The organism is Streptococcus sp. HMSC078H03 (genome assembly GCF_001808655.1).
GTDB lineage: Bacteria > Bacillota > Bacilli > Lactobacillales > Streptococcaceae > Streptococcus > Streptococcus salivarius_G.
On record NZ_KV794117.1, the window covers coordinates 1 to 26,537 of the forward strand.

The 26,537-nt window shown below is 40.1% G+C and carries 27 protein-coding genes and 2 pseudogenes; 1 reads left to right on the forward strand and 28 read right to left on the reverse strand.

Going from position 1 to position 26,537, the window contains the following annotated elements; all coding sequences use genetic code 11:
- Window positions 1-47 precede the first annotated feature (47 nt).
- The 21 genes and pseudogenes from HMPREF2607_RS09175 to HMPREF2607_RS09265 form a co-directional block, all read right to left on the reverse strand.
- A complete protein-coding gene (locus HMPREF2607_RS09175; protein ID WP_002890211.1) occupies window positions 48-464 on the reverse strand; it encodes a F0F1 ATP synthase subunit epsilon in 417 nt (138 codons plus the stop codon).
- A 12-nt stretch (window positions 465-476) separates the two neighbouring features.
- Window positions 477-1,883: a F0F1 ATP synthase subunit beta gene (gene atpD, locus HMPREF2607_RS09180; RefSeq protein ID WP_070476799.1), complete on the reverse strand. Its 1,407-nt coding sequence runs from the start codon at window positions 1,881-1,883 to the stop codon at window positions 477-479.
- A gap of 76 nt (window positions 1,884-1,959) precedes the next feature.
- A complete protein-coding gene (locus HMPREF2607_RS09185; RefSeq protein WP_002890208.1) occupies window positions 1,960-2,838 on the reverse strand; it encodes a F0F1 ATP synthase subunit gamma in 879 nt (292 codons plus the stop codon).
- A gap of 18 nt (window positions 2,839-2,856) precedes the next feature.
- Entirely contained in the window at window positions 2,857-4,362 is a 1,506-nt protein-coding gene (gene atpA / locus HMPREF2607_RS09190; protein WP_014634010.1) for a F0F1 ATP synthase subunit alpha, read from the reverse strand.
- A gap of 15 nt (window positions 4,363-4,377) precedes the next feature.
- On the reverse strand, window positions 4,378-4,914 hold the full coding sequence (locus tag HMPREF2607_RS09195) for a F0F1 ATP synthase subunit delta (RefSeq protein ID WP_002885901.1): 537 nt from the start codon (window positions 4,912-4,914) through the stop codon (window positions 4,378-4,380).
- On the reverse strand, window positions 4,914-5,411 hold the full coding sequence (gene atpF, locus HMPREF2607_RS09200) for a F0F1 ATP synthase subunit B (protein ID WP_070476801.1): 498 nt from the start codon (window positions 5,409-5,411) through the stop codon (window positions 4,914-4,916). Before atpF ends, HMPREF2607_RS09195 begins: the two co-directional genes overlap by 1 nt.
- A gap of 20 nt (window positions 5,412-5,431) precedes the next feature.
- Window positions 5,432-6,139, reverse strand: coding sequence for a F0F1 ATP synthase subunit A (gene atpB, locus HMPREF2607_RS09205; RefSeq protein ID WP_002885921.1), 708 nt, complete (start codon window positions 6,137-6,139; stop codon window positions 5,432-5,434).
- 32 nt (window positions 6,140-6,171) lie between these two features.
- The gene (locus tag HMPREF2607_RS09210; protein WP_002890193.1) at window positions 6,172-6,369 is read right to left on the reverse strand and encodes a F0F1 ATP synthase subunit C; all 198 of its coding nucleotides are present in this window, start codon (window positions 6,367-6,369) and stop codon (window positions 6,172-6,174) included.
- Between the two features lie 338 nt (window positions 6,370-6,707).
- A pseudogene (locus tag HMPREF2607_RS10720) lies at window positions 6,708-6,880 on the reverse strand (DNA cytosine methyltransferase); the annotation flags it as partial.
- A gap of 180 nt (window positions 6,881-7,060) precedes the next feature.
- The gene (locus HMPREF2607_RS09215; protein ID WP_070476803.1) at window positions 7,061-8,170 is read right to left on the reverse strand and encodes a DGQHR domain-containing protein; all 1,110 of its coding nucleotides are present in this window, start codon (window positions 8,168-8,170) and stop codon (window positions 7,061-7,063) included.
- The gene (locus HMPREF2607_RS09220; RefSeq protein WP_070476805.1) at window positions 8,163-8,948 is read right to left on the reverse strand and encodes a hypothetical protein; all 786 of its coding nucleotides are present in this window, start codon (window positions 8,946-8,948) and stop codon (window positions 8,163-8,165) included. Before HMPREF2607_RS09220 ends, HMPREF2607_RS09215 begins: the two co-directional genes overlap by 8 nt.
- Window positions 8,949-8,967: 19 nt before the next feature.
- Complete coding sequence (locus tag HMPREF2607_RS09225; RefSeq protein ID WP_070476808.1) at window positions 8,968-11,616, reverse strand: valine--tRNA ligase; 2,649 nt, start codon at window positions 11,614-11,616, stop codon at window positions 8,968-8,970.
- On the reverse strand, window positions 11,616-12,674 hold the full coding sequence (locus tag HMPREF2607_RS09230; RefSeq protein WP_070476809.1) for a hypothetical protein: 1,059 nt from the start codon (window positions 12,672-12,674) through the stop codon (window positions 11,616-11,618). Before HMPREF2607_RS09230 ends, HMPREF2607_RS09225 begins: the two co-directional genes overlap by 1 nt.
- A gap of 19 nt (window positions 12,675-12,693) precedes the next feature.
- Window positions 12,694-12,795, reverse strand: a pseudogene (locus HMPREF2607_RS10275) (GNAT family N-acetyltransferase); the annotation flags it as partial.
- Complete coding sequence (locus tag HMPREF2607_RS09235) at window positions 12,782-13,360, reverse strand: flavin reductase family protein (RefSeq protein WP_070476811.1); 579 nt, start codon at window positions 13,358-13,360, stop codon at window positions 12,782-12,784. The gene HMPREF2607_RS09235 and the pseudogene HMPREF2607_RS10275, both read right to left, overlap by 14 nt.
- Before the next feature lie 152 nt (window positions 13,361-13,512).
- Window positions 13,513-14,118 (reverse strand): HNH endonuclease, encoded by a 606-nt coding sequence (locus HMPREF2607_RS09240; protein WP_070476813.1) that lies wholly within the window; start codon window positions 14,116-14,118, stop codon window positions 13,513-13,515.
- 362 nt (window positions 14,119-14,480) lie between these two features.
- The gene (locus HMPREF2607_RS09245; RefSeq protein ID WP_002886082.1) at window positions 14,481-14,684 is read right to left on the reverse strand and encodes a hypothetical protein; all 204 of its coding nucleotides are present in this window, start codon (window positions 14,682-14,684) and stop codon (window positions 14,481-14,483) included.
- Between the two features lie 132 nt (window positions 14,685-14,816).
- Complete coding sequence (locus tag HMPREF2607_RS09250) at window positions 14,817-15,434, reverse strand: PepSY domain-containing protein (RefSeq protein ID WP_070476815.1); 618 nt, start codon at window positions 15,432-15,434, stop codon at window positions 14,817-14,819.
- Window positions 15,435-15,546: 112 nt separating this feature from the next.
- Window positions 15,547-16,431 carry an EamA family transporter RarD gene (gene rarD / locus HMPREF2607_RS09255; RefSeq protein WP_037604151.1) on the reverse strand — a complete coding sequence of 295 codons (885 nt, stop codon included), beginning with the start codon at window positions 16,429-16,431 and terminating at the stop codon, window positions 15,547-15,549.
- Window positions 16,424-17,284, reverse strand: a complete 861-nt coding sequence (gene thrB / locus HMPREF2607_RS09260; protein ID WP_070476817.1) for a homoserine kinase — start codon at window positions 17,282-17,284, stop codon at window positions 16,424-16,426. Before thrB ends, rarD begins: the two co-directional genes overlap by 8 nt.
- Before the next feature lie 83 nt (window positions 17,285-17,367).
- On the reverse strand, window positions 17,368-18,654 hold the full coding sequence (locus HMPREF2607_RS09265) for a homoserine dehydrogenase (protein WP_002890168.1): 1,287 nt from the start codon (window positions 18,652-18,654) through the stop codon (window positions 17,368-17,370).
- Window positions 18,655-18,826: 172 nt separating this feature from the next.
- On the opposite strand from HMPREF2607_RS09265, the gene HMPREF2607_RS09270 reads away from it, so the two are divergent.
- A complete protein-coding gene (locus HMPREF2607_RS09270) occupies window positions 18,827-19,705 on the forward strand; it encodes a polysaccharide deacetylase family protein (protein WP_037604147.1) in 879 nt (292 codons plus the stop codon).
- Between the two features lie 40 nt (window positions 19,706-19,745).
- Here HMPREF2607_RS09270 and HMPREF2607_RS09275 read toward each other — a convergent pair whose 3' ends face one another.
- The 7 genes from HMPREF2607_RS09275 to HMPREF2607_RS09305 all read right to left on the reverse strand — a co-directional run.
- On the reverse strand, window positions 19,746-20,876 hold the full coding sequence (locus HMPREF2607_RS09275) for an acetylornithine transaminase (RefSeq protein WP_070476819.1): 1,131 nt from the start codon (window positions 20,874-20,876) through the stop codon (window positions 19,746-19,748).
- A gap of 3 nt (window positions 20,877-20,879) precedes the next feature.
- Window positions 20,880-21,617, reverse strand: coding sequence for an acetylglutamate kinase (gene argB / locus HMPREF2607_RS09280; protein WP_070476821.1), 738 nt, complete (start codon window positions 21,615-21,617; stop codon window positions 20,880-20,882).
- A gap of 26 nt (window positions 21,618-21,643) precedes the next feature.
- Window positions 21,644-22,837, reverse strand: coding sequence for a bifunctional glutamate N-acetyltransferase/amino-acid acetyltransferase ArgJ (gene argJ, locus HMPREF2607_RS09285; RefSeq protein WP_070476824.1), 1,194 nt, complete (start codon window positions 22,835-22,837; stop codon window positions 21,644-21,646).
- A gap of 28 nt (window positions 22,838-22,865) precedes the next feature.
- Entirely contained in the window at window positions 22,866-23,888 is a 1,023-nt protein-coding gene (gene argC, locus HMPREF2607_RS09290) for an N-acetyl-gamma-glutamyl-phosphate reductase (RefSeq protein ID WP_070476826.1), read from the reverse strand.
- A 127-nt stretch (window positions 23,889-24,015) separates the two neighbouring features.
- The gene (locus HMPREF2607_RS09295) at window positions 24,016-25,197 is read right to left on the reverse strand and encodes a pyridoxal phosphate-dependent aminotransferase (RefSeq protein WP_070476827.1); all 1,182 of its coding nucleotides are present in this window, start codon (window positions 25,195-25,197) and stop codon (window positions 24,016-24,018) included.
- A 9-nt stretch (window positions 25,198-25,206) separates the two neighbouring features.
- Entirely contained in the window at window positions 25,207-25,989 is a 783-nt protein-coding gene (locus tag HMPREF2607_RS09300; protein ID WP_070476829.1) for a carbon-nitrogen family hydrolase, read from the reverse strand.
- Window positions 25,990-26,121: 132 nt separating this feature from the next.
- Window positions 26,122-26,537: SH3 domain-containing protein (locus HMPREF2607_RS09305; protein ID WP_186821391.1), on the reverse strand; the 416-nt coding region annotated here is incomplete at its 5' end.

Here is a 26,537-nt window from a genome sequence, read left to right on the forward strand (position 1 = left end):
GCTTTTCGTCACCCACTACAGTTGACAAAGAGCCGTTTTTTGTTGTCTTATTTTGTACCGACACTGATACGATTAAGTGCTCGACGGAGAGCAACCTGAGCACGTTGAACTTCATCAATACGGTCAGATTTAGTTGCTTCTTCCAAGTCACGTTCGGCACGTTGCTTGGCACGTTCGGCACGAGAAACGTCAATGTCGCGTTCACGTTCTGCTGAATCGGCAACGATAGTAATAAAATCATCTTTAACTTCGATGATACCACCGTTTACGGCAATCCAATCGACGTGACTCTCGTCATCCACACGACGAACCTTGAGTTCATCCACTTCAAGTGGCGCAATCAAGTTAATATGGCCTGGCAAGATACCAATTTGACCATCTTTAGTAACCGCGTGGATAAAGCTGGCATGGTGGTCATATTTCAGACCATCCGGAGTTACCACTTGTACGGTCATTTGTGCCATATCTTCACCTCATTAGTAGCCCATAGCTTTAGCTTTAGCTACTACATCCTCAATTGGACCTACGCTACGGAAGGCATCTTCTGGAAGATTATCATATTTACCTTCAAGGATTTCTTTAAAGCTACGAACGGTTTCAGCAACTGGAACATAAGAACCTGGTTGACCTGTAAACTGTTCAGCAACGTTAAAGTTTTGTGACAAGAAGAATTGGATACGACGAGCACGTCCAACCAATGTTTTTTCTTCGTCTGACAATTCATCCATACCAAGGATAGCGATAATATCTTGCAATTCACGGTAACGTTGAAGCACACGTTGAACTTCAGTCGCAACAGCATAGTGTTCTTCACCAACAATTTCAGGTGAAAGGGCACGTGAGCTTGATGCCAATGGGTCAACGGCTGGGTAAATACCCATTTGTGTCAACTTACGTTCAAGGTTGGTTGTTGAATCCAAGTGAGCAAATGCTGTAGCTGGCGCTGGGTCAGTATAGTCATCGGCTGGAACGTAGATGGCTTGGATTGATGTAACAGAACCTTTTTTAGTTGATGTGATACGCTCTTGCAATTGACCCATTTCAGTAGCAAGTGTAGGTTGGTAACCAACGGCTGATGGCATACGACCAAGAAGGGCAGAAACCTCAGAACCTGCTTGAGTGAAACGGAAGATGTTATCGATGAAGAGAAGCACGTCTTGACCTTCGACATCACGGAAGTATTCCGCAATTGTCAAACCAGTAAGAGCAACACGCATACGTGCTCCAGGTGGTTCGTTCATTTGTCCGAAGACCATGGCTGTTTTCTCAATAACGCCAGATTCTTTCATTTCCCAGTAAAGGTCATTACCTTCACGTGTACGTTCACCAACACCTGTAAACACGGAAATACCACCGTGCTCTTGGGCAATGTTGTGAATCAACTCTTGAATAAGAACGGTTTTACCAACACCGGCACCACCAAAGAGTCCGACTTTACCACCTTTAAGGTAAGGGGCAAGCAAGTCGATAACTTTAATCCCTGTTTCAAGGATTTCAGTAGATGTTGACAATTCATCGAAAGTTGGTGCTTTTTTGTGAATTGGTTCACGCTCTGCATCTTCTGCAAAAGGTGCTTCCAAGTCAATGGTATCACCAAGAACGTTAAAGACACGTCCAAGGGTATCTTTACCAACAGGAACGCTGATTGGACGACCAGTGTCCAGAACTTCTAGTCCACGAGTCAATCCATCAGTAGATTCCATGGCAATGGTACGAACCACACCTTCTCCAAGTTCAAGAGCTACTTCGAGCACGATACGTTTAGACTTTTCTTCATCAGTATAAACGACCAATGCATTGTTAATCTCAGGGAGTTTATCACCAGCTGCAAACGCTACGTCTACAACAGGACCAACAACCTGAGCAATTTTGCCTGAGCTCATTGTTTTCTCCTTATGATAGTTTTTTGGATGACAATCATCCCTTTTTCATGTGTGTCTAATTAAGACAAATCTCTAGCTATTCAAGTGCACTTGCACCACCAACAATTTCAGTAATTTCCTGAGTGATGGCAGCTTGACGCGCACGGTTATATTGGATTGTCAAATCGTTAATCACATTCTTAGCATTATCAGTGGCTGTCTGCATTGCAGTCATACCCGCTGCGTGCTCAGCTGTTTTGGCATCTACGATAGCACCGTAGATAAGACTCTCCGCATATTGTGGTAAGAGTTGATCCAAAATAGTGTCACGATCTGGTTCCAATTCAAACTTGGTCAACACATGACCTTCTGATTCATTGGGATCCAAATCAGCGATAGGAAGCATTTGTTCCACACGAACTTCGCTAGACAAACTGTTAACATGGTGGTTATAGCACACATAGAGTTCATCAAAAAGTTCATTTTGATACATTCCTACAGCTTTAGAAATGATTTTTCCGACTTGATCAAAACTAGGTTGATCTTCAAGGCCACGAAGTTCAAAAGCAACATTCATGTTACGAGCCTTGAAGAAATCTGAACCTGTTCCACCAATAGAAATGATAGCATATTCATCTTCAGAATCATGGTCACGTTTAATCATGTCCAACACAGCTTTAAGAATTGTTGAGTTATAACCTCCAACAAGTCCTTTATCTGAAGTAATGACAATGTAACCTGTCTTACGAACTGGGCGTGCATCCAACATTGGATTTGACGAACCATTAATCAATTCTGAATGTAGAAGATCTGTTGTGATCTGTCTAATTTTTGAGGCATAGATTTGGAAATCTTTAGCAGCTTGCTCAGAACGTGTCAATTTTGAGGCAGAAACCATTTGCATGGCTCCTGTGATTTGACTCGTTTTCTTAGTTGAAGCAATTTTTGCTTGGATTTCTCTTAGAGAGCCTGCCATATGCTGTCCTCCCTATTTCTATTTGTATTCTGACTGATCTTTGAAAGCTTGGATAGCTTCATTAAGTACAGATTCCTCAGGAAGATCCTTAGTTGTACGAATAGTTTCAAAGATATCCTCATGGTGACTATCAAAGTAGTCATAGAGTGCTTCTTCAAAATCCAAGATTTGATCAACCGGAACACTATCCAAGAAACCGTGTGTCAAAGCGTAAAGGATAACAACTTGTTTCTCAACTGGAAGTGGTTTATGAAGCGGTTGTTTCAAAACTTCGATTGTACGACGACCACGGTTCAATTTCGCTTGAGTCGCAGCATCCAAATCTGAACCAAATTGCGTAAAGGCTTCAAGTTCACGATATGAAGCCAAGTCAAGACGAAGTGTACCAGCAACCTTCTTCATCGCTTTAATTTGCGCTGATCCACCTACACGTGATACGGAAGAACCCGCATCAATGGCTGGACGAATACCTGAGTTAAACAAGTTTTCTTGCAAGAAGATTTGTCCATCTGTGATTGAGATAACGTTTGTTGCGATATAAGCTGAGATATCTCCGGCTTGCGTTTGGATGATTGGCAAGGCAGTAATTGAACCACCACCAAGATCATCTGAAACTTTAGCTGAACGTTCCAAAAGACGTGAGTGGAGATAGAAGACATCCCCTGGGTAGGCTTCACGACCTGGTGGACGACGGAGAAGCAATGAAAGTTCACGATAGGCCACGGCTTGTTTAGACAAATCATCATAAACAATCAAGACGTGTTTTCCGTTATACATGAACTCTTCAGCCATTGCAACACCAGCGTAAGGCGCGATGTAAAGCAATGGTGATGGTTGTGATGCTGAGGCAGTCACAACGATTGTGTAATCAAGAGCACCATGTTTACGGAGTGTTTCTACTTGTGTACGAACTGTTGATTCTTTTTGACCAATAGCCACATAGATACAGATCATATCTTGACCTTTTTGGTTCAAGATCGCATCAATGGCTACTGAAGTTTTACCAGTTTGGCGGTCTCCGATGACCAACTCACGTTGACCACGTCCAATTGGAACCAAGGCATCAATCGCCTTAAGACCAGTTTGCAATGGCTCAGAAACTGATTTACGTTGCATAACACCTGGAGCAGGTGTTTCAACTGGACGGAAACCTGTTGTTTCGATGTCACCAAGACCATCAACTGGTTGCCCAAGTGGGTTTACTACACGACCAATAAGGGCTTCACCAACTGGAACTTCCATGATTTTTCCAGTACGTTTAACAATATCGCCTTCACGAATTGCTACGAAATCCCCCAAGATAATGATACCGACATCATTAGATTCAAGGTTTTGGGCCATACCATAGGCACCATTTTCAAATTCGAGCAACTCACCACTCATGGCATTATCAAGACCACGAGCACGTGCGATACCGTCACCGATATAGGTAACGACACCAGTTTCAGTGACGTCAAAGTTTGGCTGGAAGTTTTCAATTTGCTTTTTAATTAAAGCGCTAATTTCTTGTGCGTTAATTGCCAAAAGTCACACCACTTTCTATTTCAAATTCGTTTTAAAGGTTTGCAATTGACTGCGAATTGACGTGTCAACAACCTTATTTTTTGCTTTGATGACGAATCCTCCGATGAGGTCCTCATCAATTTTTTCTACTAAACGACGTGTCTTAATCTCAAATTTTTGTGAAACAATCGCCAAAAGTCGGGCTTTTTGTTCCTCAGACAAGGGACTTGCTGATGTCACTGTAACATCGTAAGTATTGTCTTCTTGATCAAAGAGCTCAAGGACCAATTTCAACACATCATAGAGAATGTTGGCACGGTCATTGAGTAAGATTACCTCAAGAAAATTGTTCATATACACTGAACAAGACTCTTGAAACAAGCTCAAACTTTCTTTTTTAGCTTCACTTGTCACATTTTCCTGCGACAAGAAGGTTTTTAGATTTGTTTCAGCAAAAACTGTTAGGATTTGCCTTACTTCTTCTTGGATTGTTGACACGGCGTCTTGTTCAAAAGCGACTTCTACCAGACTTCTGGCATACTGCTCAACAAGAGCTTGTGTTTTCTTATCCATTAAGCATCTCCTAATTGATCAAGATAGCTATCAATCAAGTCAGATTGCGCTTTTGCATCAAGGTTTTGTTTCATAACTTTTTCTGCCAAGAGGACAGTTAAGTCTGCAACTTCACCTTTAATGCCAGCAAGTGCTTCCACACGGCTTTGGGCGATGTCTTGATTTGCTTTTTCTTTCAAGCGTTTAGCTTCATCATGTGCTTCTGCAATGATTTTTGATTCTTGAGTTTTACCAGTTTCCTTGGCCCCATCAATAATTTGAGCTGCCTCAGTGCGAGCACCTGCCAACTCATCTTGACGTTTTTGTGCCAAGCGTTCTGCTTCTTGACGAGCATTTTCAGCACTATCAATATCTGTGGCAATTTTCTTTTCACGAGCAGCAAAGATTCCTGTAATTTGATCCCATGCGAATTTACGGATGAGGTAATACAAGAGAAAAACTGAGCCGAGTGTGATAATGATATTACCAAGTGTCGTACTATTAATAAGTATTGACATTTCATTTCTCCCTTTCTTAATTATTCTTCGTTGACTTTATCACCAATATAGTTTGAACTTAGGATAATAAAGACATAGGCTTGGATAAAGCCGATAAAGGCTGAAAAGGCAACCCAGACAAGGTTCAAAGCAAAGGATACAGGTGCTGCAAAAGCAGACCAGGTCACCAATTGAAGAATCAAGCCAGTAAGTACCTCACCAGAATAAATGTTACCAAACAAACGCAAGGCCAATGAAGCAAGGTTGGTTAATTGTTCCAAAATGTTCATTGGGAGCATAGCTGGGTATGGTGAAAGGTAGCCCTTTAGATAGCCTTTAAACCCTTTTTTACGGATCCCCTCAATATGACTAATGAGGGTAATAATCAAAGAAAGAGTGATAGTAACACCGAAGTTCGATGTTGGAGAAGTCCAAAAATTGTAATGCTCACTTTTTACAGACACAAGCAAACCTAAGTTGTTTGCTGTAAAAACAAAGGTGAAAATTACAAACAAGAGCAAACTATAATTCTTCGTGAATTTCCCAAGACTTTGAGAAATGGTACTATTCACAAACTCATAGATGAACTCAAGCACATTTTGTTTTCCCTTTGGTTTAATGGTCATCTTACGACTTGACCAAAAAACCACTCCAAAAACGATAATTACTGTCAAGAGAGACATGGCAAGGACAGTCAAGTCAAAATCAATCCCAAATAATGAGACGGTTGGATTACTTGTAGTTTCCACTGCTCATCCCTCCTTCATCTTTTATTTGTCTATTAGACAATGTAGCTAAGGGCAAACAATACGAAGAAGGTACCTTCGATAAAGGCAACACCAGTAAACATCAATGTTTGAAGTTTGCTAAACATCTCAGGTTGGCGAGCTGCAGCTTTAGCGATATTGGCAACGAGGATACCCTCACCAACAGATACACCCATAACGGCCAAACCGAGGGCTAAGATAGTTAGATTCATAGTAGAATTCTCCTTTTAATTTTTTTTACCCTGTTATTTTAGTCCTATTTTCCACGAAAGTCAACGAATTGATGGTTTTTTAGACGTTTTCACTGACTTTGCCTAACGTTTTCACTAATTTTACGTAAGCGTTTACTTTTAATGAAAAACTAGTCTGCTTATTACAAAAAAAACAAGCCTAACTATGGTAGGTTAGACTTGTTTGGGAAATTTATGAAAAAAAGAAAGTTTCACTGTCTGACTTAAAACCAGAACATGTGAGCGCTACCGAACGACGTTCAGTAATACTTATTAGGATGACTATAGTATAACTTGAGTTCCTTAAAGAAAGCTGAAGGGGTATCTGAATTGTTTAACTGATAAGTCTGATGCACATACTTGTCAAACTCATTACATACACCACTCTGAACTCATTGGTCTGTTCAAATTATAACTCAATTTCCCCAATACCTGAGAAGAAAGCTACAATGTTGCACTTCACATATTGGTTCGAGCTTACAGAGTTTATCATGTAGTTACCTGCTTACTAAAGAAATCTGAATTAATATAAATGTAATAAATTCATTTATAACGTCTATTTTTGTGTTAATTAAAAATAAAATACTTTAACTAAGAATATAATCACAAACTATATTTTATATCGTACAACATTTAAATTTATTTTCTTAAATTATGACAGCCCTTAGTAAAATTAATATAACATAGTCTTAATATCGCCGTTATTCTTAGGATAATCCTTCAAATTTTCCATAATTAGTTTTTGTATTTTCTTTCCAGTTCCTGCGAAAGCATCACTGTTCCAATTAAAATTTGCACGTTCCTTAAAATAAGCAACATAGTTATTCTGTTGTTCCGACGGTTTCCCTATTTCTTTTATTAAAGCGGGTAAAAGTAGTAAACACGCTCCAATTCCATTAGTTTTAACAAGTTGGCTGTTATTACGCATTTGTTCTTTTAAAGACCAATCTTCACTATATATTTTAGATATAATTGTGAAGTAAATATATACTTCAGAGAACATAGACTGAGAATCAGTATTTATCTCATTAAAATTTTTAAACACCTCCATGAGATAATCGACCATAAATGATTGAGATATCACACCAGCCCCAGTACCCAACATTTTAATCCTATTAAAAAATGGAGATGACTCTGTGGTATTCAGTGCTCGGACAATTGATGTATATTGATTTATATTTTTTCTATCATTTTCAGTTATATTTTCATATAAATCATAAATCATAGACTTATTAACTTTTCTCTGGTTACCATTTATATCAATAAATAGTTTTGTAGCAGTAGATAAATCCGATCCTAAAATCAAAGTAATAGGAAGCTCAATATCTTTATTTGTATCTAGAAAAGCCTTTGATAGTCCTGCTAATCTGTGTTGCCCATCAATTATAGTAAATCTTATATCTTCTTCGATTTTAATCTCTCTCTTATCTTCATCTATTATTATTTTACTTTCATCATAATTTGTAGAAAATACATCCAAAGACAAAACAATTGGAGTTGAAAATACAATACTACTAGATGTCTTCACAAAATCTGCGATATCATTAATTCTTTTTAAGTCTGTTCTACGCTGTATTCCATTAGTGTCACTACTTATATCAGAAGAATTACCTATATTTTTTTCTAAACTTCTAATGTATTTATCAGCGTCTTGAATATCATCTTCATTGGAAGTTACTCTAAAATGAAAATTGACATGATTCTTTAAATACGAAATAGGCATCTTAGTTAAGTAAAACACCTCTTCATTTTGCTCTATTCTTACAAATGGAAAATTAGACATTTTCTTCCTCCTCTCCTTTAATATTTATTATTTCCGGAAGTTTAAATTTAATATCAGTGGCACTTGTACTCTCTTTGATATTATTTGGATTTTCAATAGTATCAAATGATTGTACTATTAATTGATAAGATTTTTGTGTCCAATCAAAAAAATTATAGCCCACAATTATAGCCATTGGAATCACTAATCCCCAAAAATTGTCCCAATTATTTGTTTTAATTAAGATTACAATTGCAATAATTATACCAAGAAGATTTAACAAGCACTCAACCAGATTTACTCCACTATTTCTCTTTATAGAAATATTTTGAATAGCTGAATCTTGATCAGATTCGACTTTGTACCCATTATTATATGCCGGATAAATTGTTATTATAGCTTGAGAAGGGATATCGAATTTTAAACGTTTAGATTTTAAAAGATGTTCGTCTTCCCACTTTTCTTTAATAAAATCATTAATTCTTTTTATAGCTCCAGGAAATAAATCTGCCAATTCTTTAGGACTTTGCCAAATTAAAAATACTGAAATTTCTTTATCGGGGCCACTTAGATCTTTAACAATTAAATAGTCATTATCATGCTTAACTGCCATAAGTGGTTTATCTACTCCTATTATCTCCCTTAGATTTTCTATTTTATCTAGGTAGTCCAAATACGTTTGGTGGTCATAAGATTCAGTATTCATAGCGTTGCTAACATTTTTATGAAAATCGATATTTCCGTTTCTATATTGTAGGTTAAAATTTATGATCCCTTTAGTCTTATTAATCTTACCCATAACTTTTTAAACTTTCTAGCTACACCAATTTCTTCATTTCTTCAATACGTACGACTGTTGCATCGTATTTAGCTTGGTAATCTTCTTGTTTGTCGCGTTCTTTTTGGACGACTTCTGGTTTGGCGTTGGCTACGAAGCGTTCGTTGCTAAGTTTCTTACCAACCATGTCGAGTTCTTTTTGCCATTTGGCTAATTCTTTTTCAAGACGAGCCAATTCTTCTTCGACATTAAGAAGGTCAGCTAGTGGTAAATAGATTTCTGCGCCTGTGATGATGCTTGACATAACCAAGTCAGGCACTTCGACATCTGCTGCAATTTCCAAGTGTTCTGGGTTTGTGAAGCGTTTGATGTAGTTGACATTATCATTAAAGAAAGCATCGAGCTTACTGTCGCTTGTCTTGATCAAGATAGTGATTGGCTTGCTTGGTGCTACGTTCACTTCTGCACGTGAGTTACGTACTGAGCGAATCACGTCTTTAAGAGATTCAACGCCAGCTGCAGCTTCTTCATTTTCAAACTCTGGACGAACCACTGGGTATTCCGCAGTCACAATCGTTTCTTCAGAGATTTGACCGTAGATTTCCTCAGTCACGAATGGCATGATTGGGTGAAGGAGACGCAAGATTTGATCCAAGGTGTAAAGAAGAACCGAACGAGTGATGACTTTTTCGTCCTCATTGTCGCTGTAAAGCACTTCCTTAGTCAACTCAACATACCAGTCCGCAAACTCATCCCAGATGAAGTTGTAGAGGATGTGACCAGCCACACCAAATTCGAACTTGTCAAAGTTCTCAGTAACTTTTCCAATGGTTTCATTGAGGTTGTGGAGAATCCAACGGTCTGTGACATTACCTGCTTGACCAGCAGCCACTTTAGCTACATTTTCACGCGCTACATCCAAGGTCAATCCTTCATTGTTCATGAGGATGTAACGAGAGATGTTCCAAATCTTGTTAATGAAGTTCCAAGACGCATCCATTTTCTCGTAAGAGAAACGCACGTCTTGACCTGGTGCAGAACCGTTTGAAAGGAACCAACGGAGGGCATCAGCACCGTATTTCTCAATAACATCCATGGGGTCAATCCCGTTTCCGAGGGACTTAGACATCTTACGTCCTTGCTCGTCACGGATGAGACCATGGATAAGGACATTCTTAAATGGTTGGCGACCTGTGAATTCCAATGATTGGAAGATCATACGAGACACCCAGAAGAAGATGATATCGTAACCAGTGACAAGCGTTGACGTTGGGAAGTAACGTTTGAAGTCTTCTGAGTCGACATCAGGCCAGCCCATAGTTGAGAATGGCCAGAGGGCAGAACTGAACCAAGTATCCAAGACATCTTCGTCTTGTTTCCAGCCGTCACCTTCTGGTGCTTCTTCGCCAACGTACATTTCACCCTCAGCATTGTACCAAGCAGGGATTTGGTGACCCCACCAGAGCTGACGAGAGATAACCCAGTCATGGACATTTTCCATCCATTGAAGGAAGGTATCATTGAAACGTGGTGGGTAGAAATCAACCTTATCGTCTGTGTCTTGGTTTGCGATGGCATTTTTCGCCAATTGGTCCATCTTAACAAACCATTGTGTAGACAATCGTGGTTCAACTGGCACACCTGTACGCTCTGAGTGACCAACTGAGTGAGTCATTTTCTCGATTTCGACAAGGGCACCGATTTCTTCCAATTTCTTAACAACAGCCTTACGAGCTTCAAAGCGGTCCATACCGTTGAATTCACCAGCCAATTCATTCATGGTACCATCATCGTTCATGACGTTGACTTGTGGCAAGTTATGACGTTGACCAACTAAGAAGTCGTTAGGGTCGTGGGCAGGAGTGATTTTAACCACACCAGTACCAAATTCAGGGTCTGCATGTTCGTCCCCAACGATTGGGATTGGCTTGTTCAAGATTGGCAAGATAACATTTTTACCAATCAAGTCTTTATAACGGTCATCATTTGGATTAACCGCTACAGCAGTATCCCCAAACATAGTCTCCGGACGTGTTGTTGCCACTTCAAGGGCACGTGAACCGTCTTCCAACATGTAGTTCATGTGGTAGAAGGCACCTTCCACATCCTTGTGAATAACCTCGATATCAGAAAGGGCTGTACGAGCTTTTGGATCCCAGTTGATGATAAATTCACCACGGTAAATCCAGCCCTTCTTGTAGAGCTCTACAAATACCTTACGAACAGCTTTTGATAGACCTTCGTCAAGGGTGAAACGCTCACGCGAGTAGTCTACAGAGAGCCCCATCTTGCCCCATTGTTGCTTGATAGTTGTCGCATACTCATCTTTCCATTCCCAAACTTTATCAAGGAATTTTTCACGACCAAGGTCATAACGAGAAATGCCGTCTTCAGCCAAACGCGCTTCAACCTTAGCTTGAGTGGCAATACCTGCGTGGTCCATACCTGGAAGCCAAAGCGTATCGAAACCTTGCATACGTTTTTGACGGATGATGATATCTTGCAAAGTTGTATCCCAAGCGTGACCAAGGTGAAGCTTACCAGTTACGTTTGGTGGTGGAATAACGATTGAATAAGGCTTAGCCTTTTTATCGCCTGAAGGCTTGAAAACATCCTCATCAAGCCATTTTTGGTAACGACCAGCCTCAACCTCGGCTGGATTGTATTTAGGTGAAAGTTCTTTAGACATTAATTCTCTCCTTTTATAATTACTTTTACGATTTTAAATATGTGTCTCTTTTTTTTCAGGTATTTCCAATACAAGATCGGATGAAAGATGTAATACGGTGGGCGCGACTGTTTAATAATCTTTCTCCTTAATTTTCTCCTTCTCTTCTTCAAATTTTGAAAACTAGAATTGTTATATAATTTTCTATTTATTTTATCTTCCAAATGATTTATTTGATTAGTCAACTTAATTTCCTCTAAATCATCTTTTGATAATTTAGTCAAACTCCTTTTTATCTCCTCAACATAGTTACTTTCGTTCGATTCTAAAGTAGTTAAAAAATAAATTTCATAACAAAACAATCCAACTAGAGAAACAATCTTCATAAGTGGGTGCTTCATGATTTCTACATACGAAGTTAACATATACATAACATCAACATAGGGTAAAGCATAGAGTAATAAAAATATTTTTAAAATTGAATTTTGATTTCTCAATTGATTTAACTTAAGATTACGTACAAAAGTTTCCTGTACTAAAAGTAAAAGTATCGAGAATGATGAAAAGGAAAGGCCAAAAAATAAAGCTAATGGATAATGAATTAAATTTTTATTTAAATACAGTGAATAAATGGAAAGAAGGACCAATATAATTCTAACAGTCCAATCAAAAAAATGGGTTGGACTAAATTTTATCTCTGATTTCGATCGTTCCCAATCATACTTCAATAACAATCTAACAAAATGTTTAATTTTTTTGTAATCAATATTATCATCACCTTGGTCAATCAAATCCCAAATATGACCTTCTCGCAAAAAGTAGAGAGATGTATTTTTGAAAGCCATATTCCTTCCGTATGGGTTAATTTGCCTTTTTAAATCTACAATTGCATCTTCTCTTTTATCTTCCTTATCCAAACTAATCAAGATATTTCTTAATTCTTTTCTCCATATAGACCTTTCAGTAGTAATATAGTCCAATTTATTTTTCTTTGACGATTGAATAAATGAAATATAAACACTTATTAGAGAGCTAATTCCAACAGCACCAATAATTGAAGCAATTTGTTCAATTTTCAAGATTCCTCTCCTTTTTAATTAAACTCGCAAAATCAAAGATTGCCTCTGCATCCGCCACTGTACGGACTCGCAAGACCCGTCGCTCCGTCTCGATTCGTTCTGGCAACTCAGCTCTTTTCATCCCTCTTCCTTACTTTCTTGATAAAGCTTCCCATGGGGTCGACACGATTATCTAGATAGCGATAGACACGCTTGTGTCCATCACCCATAAAGTAAGTCGGTGCAAAGTGGTCATTTTTAAAATGTCCCTTGTCATCTAACAAATCAGATTCCGCAAGGCGGTCTAGAATCTTAGCAAAGATATGACAGATACCATCTTCCTCAATAATTCGATCTACCTGGCAATCCAATACGACTGGGCAAGCATCCAAGATAGGTGCTTGTGTCAGTTTAGAAGGTTGGAAATCTAGGTCAAGTTTAGCAATCTTTTCACGACGACTTATAAAACCAGCCTGTTCCATCTCAAGCATGAGGTTTTCGTCAGGGATGTTCACGCTGAACTGTCGATAATGTTTAATCTGGTCTGCCGCATTTTCCTCGCTACCAACCCCGATGACGAGCCAATCTCCTAGACTATAGGAAGAACTGCAAGTCGTCACGTTATAGCCATGTGTCTGGTCCTGGTAACCCAAGATAAAAATTGGAAAACCATAATACAATTTACTGGTCTCAAAAGATTGCTTCATGTCAGCCTCCTTATCGGAAAAGAATACTAAAATTATTTTATCAATCTCACTCTACTCAAAGTAGTAAATTTATTGAAAATCAAACTAATATATGAATCAAAAATTTGTGTTAATAAACCTTAACTTTTTTGATTTATATTTTTGTTTTTCCTCTAGAAATTATCCGCCTTCAGACTTTCTTTATTTGCTGAGTAATACGTAGAAAGCTCTGCTTTTATCTTGTTATACATATCAGAAGTTGAACGCATTAATTCTAGAATTTCCTCTGTTTTATTTAGATACTCTTCCCATAAGTCACTGTCAACAATCTCCTCAAAATTAAGTTTTACAAGTTTTCCATATTTTTTTCTAAAATATTCTTGATATTCTTCAACAATTCGTTTTCTGTCAATTAGCTCAGATTCACTAAGCTTACATGTAAACTTTGGATTATCAAAAAATTGTTCAAGAGTATCATTAGACTTGATAGAATTACATGATTCACAAGATGGAATTAAATTACTGATCTCATGAATATATCCAGAAGGTTTCCCATCAATTATCAATGGATTAATATGATCTTTTTGGGAAGAAATGGATTTTCCGCAATATCCACATAAAAAAGCACTTTTACTTTTATCAGTTCCGATTTTTTCTTCAATAAATGCTATATCTTCTTTATCTGGCTTTTCAACAGGAAGAATTCCATTAAAAGCCGAATTTCGGATTATTGTTACTCTACCTTTTATTGTTGTCCTAGCAGGCATTTTAAACTTCATATAGTAGCTCCAATAATAAAAAAATCCCTGTCATAACCATGACAGGGACGAATGTGTATCCGCGGTACCACCCAGTTTTGAGTGGTAACCACTCACAGCTTTCTTGATTCAATTTGACCATCAGCAACCAGCTTTGACATTTGTGCGGATTTCTCAGTACCACCGCTTCCTGTGACAAATGGGCTTCAAAGCACCTCTGAATGGTCTTATTCTATCACATTTTTAATCTCAAGACAAATGAAATTGTGGGGAAGATGTTATCACAATAAGTCAGACTACAGATTCCAACTTGAAACAGAAATACAATGCTTCATTTTTTATTCTCAAAAGAAAAATCCCTGTCTTTCGACAAGGATTTCATCTTATTTTTCTTCCTTAGCTCTTTCTTCTTTTAGCCATTTTTCATAGCTTTCGAGTAGATTGATAGCCATTTGGGTTGCCAAGGCTAGTGAGAAGGCTTCTGTACCTTCAGTTGTTTCGTCTTGGACTTCCAATTTACTTTCTTCGTAAATGGCTTTGAGAGCCTTATTGCTAAGCGTGTCTTTAAATGCTTGGAATTCTTTCATGGTCAAAGCCTCCTTGATTCTACAGCAACATCTACAGCTACTGTTACCGTTTTCACTTTTAGTTTACACCATTTCAGAGAAATTGCAAGGATTTTCCTTAATAATAAGGAGAGCTTTCACTCTATCTGCGACCTACTGAGCAGGAGTCGCAGCCCCTGTGAGATACTCAGTCGTATAGGCTACGATAGCTCCCGAATCAGCATTTACCGCGTATTTATAACGTAGACCGCTAGCAGCATAGTCAAAGCTGATATTGTAGACCTTACCGTCTCCTTCAGTCTTCAATTCCGTTTTCAAGTTTGTCACAGAACCTTCAGCTAGGCCAGCATGGTTAAGAGCTGTTGTTTGCGCAGTCTCTTTTGATACAGCTGTCTCTTCCTTGCTTTCACTAGGTTGAGTCTCGTCTTTAGATTCTTCACCTTTTTGAGCGTCATCCTCATCCTTAGTTGTTGGATGGTCACTCTTATGTTTCAAAATAGATCCTGACTGACCATCAATTGTATACTCAAAATGGTTGTCTGACGTTGTGAAACTAATCTCATAACTTCCGTGAAGCCCAGAACGTGCTTTCGAAACTGTTGATTGAGAAATCTCAGAAGTTTTGACACCTGCATTTTTGTAAGCAATGTCTGCCGCATCTTGTTCTGACAAGCGATAACCTGAACCGTTAAAGATAAACAGGCCTGCAGCGATGGCAACTGGGATAGCGAGCAGAAGCAGATAGCCCGCTAGCTTTTTCATTTTTCGCATAAAATTCTCCGCTATTTTAATCTAATACTACTATTATATCTTAAAGTTCTAAAATTGTCAGATAAACTTGGCTCATTTTTAGGACAACATCATAAAAAGTTCCCGATAGCTATCAGGAACTTCTACGAAATGTTACTATTTGACCAGTTACAAAGACTAGTATGGCCATCCAGATAAAGAGGAAGCCTTTCAACTCTCCAAAGCTGACCGTCTCACCAAAAATGAGGATGGCTACGAGAAGTTGAATCGTAGGATTAAGATACTGGATAAAACCAATAAGGTTAAGCGGCGCCCTTTTGACTGCTTCTGAGAAGCAAAGCAATGGAACGGCCGTCACCACACCGGATATGGCTAGGAGAAACATTTCCATGCTCGAATAGGAAGAAAATGATTCTGGAGAAAAGAAAACGAGATAGATAGCTACAAAAGGTAGTAGCAAGCCGCTTTCTACTAGCATGGCTACGTCACTGGAGAGTCTAACCCCTTTTTTGATTAGACCATAGAAACCAAAGCTCAGAGCTAACCCCAATGAAACCATGGGAAGTTTTCCTGTATTGGCAACAAGAACCAGTACTCCTATAAAGGCCAATACTACTGCTGCCCACATGGTCCTACTCAATGATTCACGAAGAAAAATGAGGGCAAACAGGATAGAAACAATAGGCATAATGTAATAGCCCAGGCTAGCCTGCGTCGCTTGACCATGACCCACAGCATAGATATAAATCAACCAGTTAGCTGCTATGAGAAAACTAGCAAGTAGCATACGAAGCAAGGCTTTCTTATCTTGCCAAAGTTCTACAAGCTCCTTTTTGAAACGTGTATTTTGCTTAGCGACTAGGGCGTAAGTCAGCATAGTCACCACTGTAAAAACAATCCGCCACGAGAAGGTGTTATAAGCCGAAACACCTGCTAAAAGCTTCCAAAAAAGGGATAAAAATCCCCATTGAATATAGGTGGCTAGACCAAAGAGTAGCCCTTGATTTTTTCTAGTCAACCACAACACCTGCTTTATCCACAGACAGGATGAAGGTTTCACCATCTAAACCAAGACCATCGATAGCCGTTTTAAGAGCTTCAGCCTGATCATTTGGCGTCAAGGTCATAACTGTTGGGCCAGCGCCTGAAAGATAGGTCGCATAAGCACTGTATTGACCTGACAATTCCTTAATAGTCGCAAATTCTTTAACCAATTTTTGACGGTAGCGTTCGTGGAACATATCCCCTTGAATAGCATGTCCCGCCTTAACCAAATCGCCTGCAAAGAGGGCAGCAATGGCAACGTTTGCAATAGATGATGCAGCTACAGCTTCTTTGTAAGACAGGTCACTTGGAAGTACCCCACGTGAATCAGACGTCTTAAGTTCATAGCTCGGAATGAAGGCTACAAAGGCACACTCTGGAAAGTCTGTCACGATGCTATTAACATGTTCATCCACATAAGAGGCTACAACGAGATTCCCAAAAATAGCTGGGGCAACATTGTCCGGATGACCTTCAATCTTGGTTGCAATATCAAGTTTATCATCGTCTGAGAGCTGCAAGTCTGCCAATTGATTGGCCAACTCGATTCCTGCGACAATAACAGAACTTGAAGAACCTAGCCCACGCGCTAAGGGAATATCTGATGCCATCACCAATTTATGGGGCTGCAAATCAGACTTAACTTGCAAGGCAGTTGAAATGAGGAGGTTATTTTCATCTGAAGGAATATCTCCCAAATCATGTTCAATATGCCATGCATCGGCTGGTTCAAGCACCTCGATTGTCAAATATTTAGAAACGGCAACACCCACAGAATCAAAACCTGGACCAATATTGGCAGATGTTGCTGGAACAGTAATTTTCATAATAATACACCAAAAGGAGGAAAGCCATCAGCGACTTTTCTCCTTGAATACCTTTCTTATACGCACCAGTATGGGCTTATCAATTAGTTAGACAAAACTTTCAATGTGTTGACAACAGTGAAGTCTTCTGCTGCTTCAAGTTTTTCAGTAACAGCTTTGAGTTGTGTCTTAGACATAGCATGTGTAATCACAACGATACGAGCTGTTGTGCCATTTGCTTTTTGTTGCAAGACTTGTTCAAATGAAATATCTTCTGAGTTGAAGATTTCAGACAAGTGAAGGATTTTACCTTTTTCGTCTGGCGTATCAAGGGCAAAGTAGTAGTTGCTCTTAACATCTGCTGGATTAGCCAATGGCAAGTCACGACGGAACTCATTAAATGGTTTACCCACATTGCCATCTGAAAGACGACGAGCAATACGGATAATGTCTGCCAAAACAGATGTTGCTGTTGGTTTTTGACCAGCACCTGGACCGTAGTACATTGATTCGCCAATACCGATAGATTCAACAAAGACTGCATTCATGACATCGTTGACGCTAGCAAGTGGGTGATTTTTTGGCAAGAATGTTGGGGACACTTCTGCTGAGATACCTGATTCTACTTCACGCACATCACCAACCAATTTGATGACATAACCTAATTCCTGAGCGACAGCTACATCATCAGTAGAGATGTTTGTAATCCCCTTGTGAGTCACATCGTCGAAATCAATTGTGGCACCAAATCCAAATTGGCTAAGGATAACAGCTTTATAAGCAGCGTCAATACCTTCAACGTCGTTAGTTGGATCACTTTCGGCATAACCAAGTTCTTGGGCAGTCTTAAGAGCGTCCTCATATGACCAACCTTCGTCAACCATCTTAGTCATCATAAAGTTAGATGTTCCGTTGAGTACACCAAGGATACGTGTCACCTTGTCAGACGTCAAAGAGTTAGCCAAAGTACGCAAAATTGGAATACCACCAGCAACAGCAGCTTCATAGTAGAAAGCCACTCCCTTATCTTGGGCAAGAGAAATCAACTCTTTTCCATGAGTGGCAATCAAGTCTTTATTGGCAGAAACAACGTTTTTACCTGCTTCAAGTGCTTTTGTGATGAAGGTACGAGCTGGCTCGATACGACCCATCAATTCAACAACGATTTGAATCTCTTCATCGTTAAGGATTTCGTCAACATTTGTGACAAAATTGTAGTCGTTTCCGGCAGCGATAAGACGATTTTTTTCCTCGTCATCTTTAACCAAAACTTTGGCAATTTCGAGTTGGTCACGTGAGGCTGCAAGAACCTTTTCACCATTTTCCTTCAAGAGGAAAGGAATACCGCTAGCTACTGTACCAAAGCCAAGCAATCCAATTTTAATAGACATTTACGATTTCTCCTTAAAAACATACATTTCTTTAATTGTACCACATTTCTATCGGAATTGACAGAATATTGTTGCCATTTAAGGAGGCAAGTATTCTTTTTACTGAAAATTCTGTGCATTTCCATCCCATTTTTGTTAGAATAATAACTAGACCTATTTGAAAGGGGATACAATGACTTCTCAAAAGAAAAAAACAACTCAAGCTAACAGAAAGAAACTGAACCTTCTTCTGCTTTTCCTAAATATTGTCCTTCTTGGCTTACTAGCAGTCTTTATGCTTAACCGACCAAATCAGTCGAAAAGCAAGCAACAACAGGCTCAGACCAGTCAGTCTAAGACGACAGCTAAATGGAAAACCTATGACGATCCTGTCCAAATCCCTATCCTCATGTATCATGCGGTACACGTCATGGATCCATCTGAAGCTTCTAACGCTAACCTTATCGTTGACCCAGACCTCTTCGAAGCACAAATCAAGGCTTTGTCAAAGGCAGGTTACTATTTCCTAACGCCTGAAGAAGCCTATAAGGCCTTCACTGAAAACGCTCTACCTGCTAAGAAGGTTGTCTGGCTGACCTTTGACGATGGTAACGAAGATTTCTACACCATTGCCTATCCTATTCTCAAAAAATACAAGGCTAAAGCAACCAATAATGTGATCACTGGCTTTGTTAAGAAAGGAAATGCTGGAAATCTTACCGTCAAACAGATGAAAGAAATGATGGCTCACGGTATGAGCTTCCAGTCTCATACGGTTAATCACCCCGATTTGTCAACCACTGATAAGGCGACACAAAAGGTTGAATTAACGGATTCTATTGACTTCCTTGAAAATAAACTCAATACCAAGGTCAATACCATTGCCTACCCATCAGGTCGCTACAATCAAACGACACTTGACCTAGCTAAGAAAACTTACAAGTTAGGACTAACAACCAACGAAGGGCTAGCCAGTGCCAAGGATGGTCTTCTCTCACTTAATCGTGTCCGTATTCTGCCAACAACAACAGCTAAAGGACTTCTCAGCGAGATTGATACTGACAATGAGTAAAAGAAATCACTTGATTCAAGAATCAAGTGATTTTTATGTTCTAGTCAAATATTTCTGATAGGAGAGCCACACCCTTTTCAATTTCAGCATCACTTAGGGTGATTGGTGGCAAAAGACGAATCACGTTTGTCCCTGCAGTCAAGACAATCAAACCTTTATCTCTAGCTGCCTGAACCAGTTCTCCCAGATTGCCAGTGGTCTCAATTCCAATCATATAACCCAAGCCACGTACAGTGGTAACTGTCTCTTTATCAGATAAAGCTGACTGCAATTGTTCTTGTAGCTTGTTCCCATTTTCAAGAGCAGTATCCAGAAAAGCTGGAGCCAACATAACTTCAAGCGTAACCTTGGCCGCCGCCATGGCCAGTTTGTTTCCTCCAAAGGTAGAGCCATGACTTCCGTAAGAAAAGGCTTCCCCAAGAGATGACTTGGCAAGCATGGCACCAACTGGTACCCCATTTGCCAAGCCTTTGGCCAATGTAAAGATATCTGGTTCAATATCGTAGTGCTCATAAGCAAAAAGCTTACCAGTACGACCAATTCCTGTCTGAATCTCATCTACAATGAGGTAAATACCTGTCTCCTTACAATAATCAGACAAAGCCTTAACAAAGTCCTGATCCGCAGGTTGCACACCTGATTCCCCTTGAACCAACTCCAGCATAATAGCTGCAGTTTCTTCACTAGCTAGGGCCTTGACACTGTCTATGTCATTGAAAATAGCATAGCTAAAGTGGGGCACACCTTCACCAAAACCTTGTTTGATTTTATCCTGACCAGTGGCAGACATAGATCCAAACGTTCGACCATGGAAGGAATTTTGGAAGGTAATGATTTCTTGTTTACCTGAAGCCTTACGGGCAATTTTGATGGCTGCCTCATTGGCCTCTGCACCACTGTTACAGAAAAAGGCCAGATAGTCCTTATCACCAATTAAAAGGTCAGCAACATCTTCTTGCAACTGATTGTGATAGAGATTAGGCTGGTGCAGAATCTTGCCCACCTGCTCTGTCAAAGCCTGATTGACATGGGGATGGTAGCCCAGATTGGTTACCCCAATACCTGATGAAAAATCCAAGTAGGTCTTGCCATCTGTATCCGTCAAATAATTGCCCTGAGCTGAAGCAAAATCAATCGCTACCCGCTTATAATTTGAAAATAGTTTTGTCATCTCTTACTCCTTGATTATGGTACCATCTGTCAGGTTATCACCAATAATGACCTGCTCGACACCAGCTTGAACTGTCTGAACAGCACTTTGAATTTTAGGAATCATGCCTCCAGTTATCACACCTGAATCTATTTTTTTCTGAACGTCCACAAAATTCAGATGCTCCAAAACCTGACTATTCTCTAAAACACCCTTAACATCTGTCATAAGGATAAGTTTTTTGGCTCCTAGACTAATCGCCACTGCTCTGGCAAGGTAATCGGCATTGATATTGAGCAATTCCCCCTGCTCACTATAGCCTAGGCTAGGAATCAAGGGAAGTTTGCCTTGAGATAGGAGGCTCACTAGGGTTTGATTAGTGATGTTTTTGACTTCACCCACAAAACCATAGGTCTCTTGATCTAAGAAATCAGCATGAACAAGCTCTGGCAATTCATCTACAAGCTGATAGGCTGGCAAACCTGCAGTTGTCAGCTCACCTGCTAAGTTTTTCCCAACTATGTTAACCAAGGCTTCTTTGATCAAGGCCATATCTGACTGACCCGTCACACGAAGACCATTGACCTTGTGAATTGGAATATGATTCTCCTCCATCAGCTGATTAATGGCAAAACCGCCCCCATGAACGATAACAATTTTTTGACCAGCCTGCTGCCATTCTGATAGTTTAGCCAATATCTCAGGAGTTAGCTGCTTACTGGCTACTCCACCAATCTTGATTACAATATATTCAGTAGTCATCAGTTAACTCCTTTGTCATAGATAACTTAAGTATGGTAGAGGGCATTAATCTTAACGTAATCGTAAGAAAGATCACACCCCCATGCAGTTCCTTTTTCATGTCCAGCATGAAGATCTACCGTTATAGTGACTTCATCATCATGCATGATGTCTTTCATTTCCTCATCATCAAAGGTCACAGGACTAGATGCTAGCATGACTGGCAGACCGCCAAGCATAATATCAACATTGTCCACAGGAACGTCCACACCGGCATAGCCAACAGCAGCTAGAATACGTCCCCAGTTAGGATCTTCACCAAAAATGGCTGTTTTGACCAGACTTGAACCGACAACAGATTTTGCCATCATACGAGCATCAAGGGCATTAGGGGCATTGATCACATCAACTTGGATGAGCTTATTGGCACCTTCACCGTCCTTGGCAATTTTCTTAGCCAGTTCTTGCATCACGAAATTAAGCATTTTTGAAAACTTATCAAATTCTGGTGTACCTGGCAGAATCTCTTCATTGAGCGTGCAACCATTTGACATGACAAGAACCATATCATTCGTTGATGTATCCCCATCAACTGTAATCTGATTAAAGGTTTTTTCCACATTTTGACTCAAGGCCAATTGAAGGGTGTCACTAGAAATATTGGCATCACAAGTAATAAACCCAAGCATGGTTGCCATATTCGGGTGAATCATGCCTGAACCCTTAGCGACACCAGCCATAGTGACAACATCACAACCAAAAGTCTCCGTCACAGCAATAGTCTTAGTTGCTGTATCTGTCGTCAAAATCGCCTTGGCAAAATCATCAGCATTCCCATTGACCACCAACTTGGAAAGACCATTTTTCAAGGTATCCATTGGTAGCAACTCACCGATAACCCCTGTAGAAGCCACACCAACCAAATCTGGTTCAACACCTAACTTTACAGCGGTCCACTCCTGCATGGTGTAAGCATCCTCCAATCCTTGAGTCCCTGTACAAGAATTGGCTACACCTGAGTTAACAACGATGGCCTTCATTTTCCCAGCCTTTTTAACTGAGGTCTTGGTCACAATCAGAGGAGCTGCAATCACCTTATTAGTCGTGTAAACCCCTGCCACACTGGCTGGTTTTTCAGAGACAATCCAACCAAAATCCATTTTTCTCTTTTTAAATCCTGCATGTAGCCCATCTGCTGAGAATCCCAACGGGCTGGCAATTGTTCCTTCAATGACTTTCATATTTTTTCTCCTAACTCTATACTTACATCTACAAGTATGACGGTGTCAGAAGCAAACCTTCTGTCTCATCCCACCCCTGCATGAGGTTGAGATTTTGAACTGCTTGACCAGCAGCACCCTTGATCAAATTATCAATGACCGAAATAACTGTCAGAACATTGGTTTTCTCATTATAGGCAAAGCCAATATCTGTAAAATTTGATCCAATAACGTTGTGTAGTTCTGGCAAACTGTCTTGCACACGTACAAAGGGTTTATCACTATAAGCCTTTGTGAATGCTGAAGCTACATCAGCTACAGTCACGTCCTTCTTCAACTTACAATAAACCGTAGCCATGATTCCACGATTAACGGGTAAAAGCGACGTTGAAAACTGAATCTCAGGCATTTCCGGATTAAAGACCTGCAAGGTTTGAACAATCTCAGGAATATGCTGATGATGATTGAGTTTATAAGTCACGTAATTATCGTGAACATTGACAAAATGACTAGACTCACTCAAAGCCTTACCCGCACCAGTTAAACCAGACTTAGCATCCACAATGACACTCTCCGTCTCAATCAAACTAACTGCCACCAAAGGAATCAAGGCTAACTCTGTCGCTGTCGCATAGCATCCAGGATTGGCAATAAATTTCCTATCCTTCACATCTGCATATTCTGATAATGCGTATGTAAATTTATTCAAAACGCTCTGCTTAGCAGGTGATTTTTTATACCATTCTTGATAAACATCTGCTGGCAAGCGATGATCGCCAGACAAATCAATAATAGGAAAATCAGCCAGAACAAATTCCTCTGCTAGCGAGCTAGCGACTCCTGAAGGTGTGGCAAAGAAAACCAAATCCGCCTTTTGCATAATCTTTTCCGCATTGTAAGCTTCAATTTCTAAGTCACAAACACCTGTCAGATAGGGATACACATCAGACAATCGTCGGCCCACTTCCTTGGTCGCGTGAATAGAAACAAGTTCCACTTTTTTATGATTATTCAAAATTTTAACTAACTCTAAACCACTATAACCAGTGATACCAACGATTGAAATTTTCATTTATCCACTCCTTTTGAATAAATATGTAACAAGTTTATTGTATTTTTATTCATTTGTCAAGAAAAAAATGAAATTAACATGAAAAAAACAAGCAGTCTTTTTCAACTACTTGTTTCATGATTGTTATCTAGTTATTAAATAATTGCAAGTCGGCAATACGATTGACTGCTTCGACTAGACGCTCTGGCTCTACCAAAAGCCCAATACGAACATAAGCATCACCCGCGGGACCAAAGCCTTTACCTGGTGCCACAGCAACATGGGCCTTCTCAAGCAAAAGATCCGCAAAACTCTCACTGGTGTCCCCCTCTGGAACAGGCATCCAAGCATAGAAAGAACCTCTGGATGGAAAGGCCTGCCAGCCAATCTTAGCAGCTGCCTGAACAAAGGCATCTCGACGGCTATCATAAGTCGCATTCAGTTGGGCAACAGCCTCCTCAGATTTAGGGTCTATGAGAGCTGTAATCCCAGCCTCCTGCAAGGCAGGAAAGATTCCCACAAAAAGATGGTCTTGAATCAGATTCAAGGCTTCAATCATTTGCTCATTCCCTGTCGCAAAGGCCAGACGCCAACCAGCCATATTGAAGGTTTTCGAGAAAGTATAGAACTCAATGCCCACATCTTTAGCACCAGGCGTTGATAAAAAGCTAGGATTCTCATAGCCCTGATAACCCAAAGCTCCGTAAGCCAAATCACTCACCACTCCTACTTCGTAGGTCTTAGCCCAAGCAACTAACTTTTCATAAAAAGCCTTAGTCGCCACAGCCCCCGTAGGATTATTCGGATAATTGATATAGATAAACTTAGCACGGCGAGCTGTCTCCTCAGGAATGGCATCCAGATCTGGCAAGAAATTATTTTCAGCCGTCAAAGGAAAGGTTTCATAGGTCACACGGCCTAAACTCACTCCTGACAAGTAATCTGGATAACCTGGGTCAGGCAAGAGCAGGAGGTCACCAGGATTCATCAAAGCTAGGGGTAATTCCACTAGTCCAATTTTAGCTCCACCCATGACACAAATCTCACGCTCTGCGTCCAAATTGACCCCATAATGTTTCTTGTAAAAACTAGTAGCTGCTTCCTTAAAGGGACGATTGCCTCGAAACTGTGAATACTTATGGCTAGCAGGATTTTTCGCTGAGACGCACAGCGCCTCAACAATATGGTCATAAGTCGGTTGGTCGGGATTGCCTTGACCGAGATTGATAACATCTGCTCCTTCCGCTACCTTGGCATTAACTTTAGCAACCAAACCTGCAAAAAACTGTTCTGGCAATGCCTTCAATAAGTCAGATTCTTCAAATAACATAAACGCTCCTTAATGATACAAGTCCGTGCGACGATCCTCAAAAACAGGAATCTGACCTCGAACCTTATCTACCTCTTCAAGATTAATATCGGCCGTAAAAATGCCCTCCTCATGCTCCTTGGATTGTAAGACCACATTTCCAAGTGGATCTATAACCATAGAATGTCCTGAAAAGACATCGTCCGGTCCTGCTCCAACACGATTGACAGCAACTACAAAAGCTTGATTTTCAACCGCACGCGCCTTTAACAAAATCTCCCATTGCTGCACTCGAGGTTCCGGCCACTGCGCTACCACAAAAAGCACCTTGGCCCCTTGTGCCATCTGTGTTCGCACCCATTCAGGAAAACGGATATCATAACAAATGACACTGGCAGCTATCACACCATCAAGCTCAAAAACAGACTCATTCGCCCCAGCAGACATGTACTGGTCCTCTGCCATAAGGCCAAAGAGATGGACCTTGCTATAGGTATTGATTAAGTCCCCAGACTTATTGTAGACGTAGGTTGTGTTGTAGAATTTGCCGTCCTTCTCAATAGCAACAGACCCTCCGATAATAGCCACAGCATGTTTCCTAGAAAAATGAGACAAGAGTTCTTGAGAGTCCAAACCTTCCTTGTCTGCAAGCCCATCCAGTTCATCTAAAGCATAGCCTGTATTCCACATTTCAGGAAGCACAATGACGTCAGGCTTTTCGCTAAGTGCCCTTTCCAACATCTCTTTCACGTGCTTTTTATTTTCCGTAGGCTGTCCGTGAGCAACATCCATCTGTACCAATGCGATTTTCATAGTAACCTCGATTCTATATTAACCATTATAGCACTCCAAAAGACGTCACAAAAATTGAAAAATTCAATCTCATGATAAAGAAAGGCTATCAAAAAAGGCTGGACACATTGTCCAACCTGATTCATTACTTCATTAAGCAATATCAACGTAACGACGAGCACCGCTCACTGTCATGTATGAGAGCCATGTGTGACCATCGGCTGTCAAAACTTTGTCATAGTTAACACTCATGCCTTTGTCATAGTAGGCCAACTCTGGGCTTGAAACCTTAGCTTCTGCCTTGATTGACGCACGACTTGTGAAAGTATAAGTGCTTGATTCTGGCAGACTTGGTTTATCCGCTGGTTTCGCAACTGGTTTTGTTTCTGGCTTAGGCTCTTCTTTGGCTGCTGCAATATCAACATAACGACGAGCACCACTTGTTGTCACATATGAAAGCCATTGACGGCCATCGGCTGTGAGAACCTTATCATAGTTAACAGTCATGCCCTTGTCATAGTAAGCCAATTCTGGGCTTGAAACCTTGGCTTCTGCCTTGATTGACGCAC

Bases quoted from the DNA above. Each gene is read 5' to 3' on its own strand.
- argB (WP_070476821.1), bottom strand. From the start codon at position 21,617: ATGACTACTGAATATATTGTAATCAAGATTGGTGGAGTAGCCAGTAAG.
- HMPREF2607_RS09300 (WP_070476829.1), bottom strand. From the start codon at position 25,989: ATGAAAATCGCATTGGTACAGATGGATGTTGCTCACGGACAGCCTACG.
- atpD (WP_070476799.1), bottom strand. From the start codon at position 1,883: ATGAGCTCAGGCAAAATTGCTCAGGTTGTTGGTCCTGTTGTAGACGTA.
- HMPREF2607_RS09215 (WP_070476803.1), bottom strand. From the start codon at position 8,170: ATGTCTAATTTTCCATTTGTAAGAATAGAGCAAAATGAAGAGGTGTTT.
- argC (WP_070476826.1), bottom strand. From the start codon at position 23,888: ATGAAAATTTCAATCGTTGGTATCACTGGTTATAGTGGTTTAGAGTTA.
- HMPREF2607_RS09210 (WP_002890193.1), bottom strand. From the start codon at position 6,369: ATGAATCTAACTATCTTAGCCCTCGGTTTGGCCGTTATGGGTGTATCT.
- atpF (WP_070476801.1), bottom strand. From the start codon at position 5,411: ATGTCAATACTTATTAATAGTACGACACTTGGTAATATCATTATCACA.
- HMPREF2607_RS09250 (WP_070476815.1), bottom strand. From the start codon at position 15,434: ATGCGAAAAATGAAAAAGCTAGCGGGCTATCTGCTTCTGCTCGCTATC.
- HMPREF2607_RS09175 (WP_002890211.1), bottom strand. From the start codon at position 464: ATGGCACAAATGACCGTACAAGTGGTAACTCCGGATGGTCTGAAATAT.
- HMPREF2607_RS09185 (WP_002890208.1), bottom strand. From the start codon at position 2,838: ATGGCAGGCTCTCTAAGAGAAATCCAAGCAAAAATTGCTTCAACTAAG.
- HMPREF2607_RS09240 (WP_070476813.1), bottom strand. From the start codon at position 14,118: ATGAAGTTTAAAATGCCTGCTAGGACAACAATAAAAGGTAGAGTAACA.
- HMPREF2607_RS09270 (WP_037604147.1), top strand. From the start codon at position 18,827: ATGACTTCTCAAAAGAAAAAAACAACTCAAGCTAACAGAAAGAAACTG.
- HMPREF2607_RS09220 (WP_070476805.1), bottom strand. From the start codon at position 8,948: ATGGGTAAGATTAATAAGACTAAAGGGATCATAAATTTTAACCTACAA.
- HMPREF2607_RS09235 (WP_070476811.1), bottom strand. From the start codon at position 13,360: ATGAAGCAATCTTTTGAGACCAGTAAATTGTATTATGGTTTTCCAATT.
- HMPREF2607_RS09225 (WP_070476808.1), bottom strand. From the start codon at position 11,616: ATGTCTAAAGAACTTTCACCTAAATACAATCCAGCCGAGGTTGAGGCT.
- HMPREF2607_RS09295 (WP_070476827.1), bottom strand. From the start codon at position 25,197: ATGTTATTTGAAGAATCTGACTTATTGAAGGCATTGCCAGAACAGTTT.
- argJ (WP_070476824.1), bottom strand. From the start codon at position 22,837: ATGAAAGTCATTGAAGGAACAATTGCCAGCCCGTTGGGATTCTCAGCA.
- HMPREF2607_RS09265 (WP_002890168.1), bottom strand. From the start codon at position 18,654: ATGTCTATTAAAATTGGATTGCTTGGCTTTGGTACAGTAGCTAGCGGT.
- thrB (WP_070476817.1), bottom strand. From the start codon at position 17,284: ATGAAAATTACTGTTCCAGCAACATCTGCCAATATTGGTCCAGGTTTT.
- HMPREF2607_RS09195 (WP_002885901.1), bottom strand. From the start codon at position 4,914: ATGGATAAGAAAACACAAGCTCTTGTTGAGCAGTATGCCAGAAGTCTG.
- HMPREF2607_RS09275 (WP_070476819.1), bottom strand. From the start codon at position 20,876: ATGACAAAACTATTTTCAAATTATAAGCGGGTAGCGATTGATTTTGCT.
- HMPREF2607_RS09245 (WP_002886082.1), bottom strand. From the start codon at position 14,684: ATGAAAGAATTCCAAGCATTTAAAGACACGCTTAGCAATAAGGCTCTC.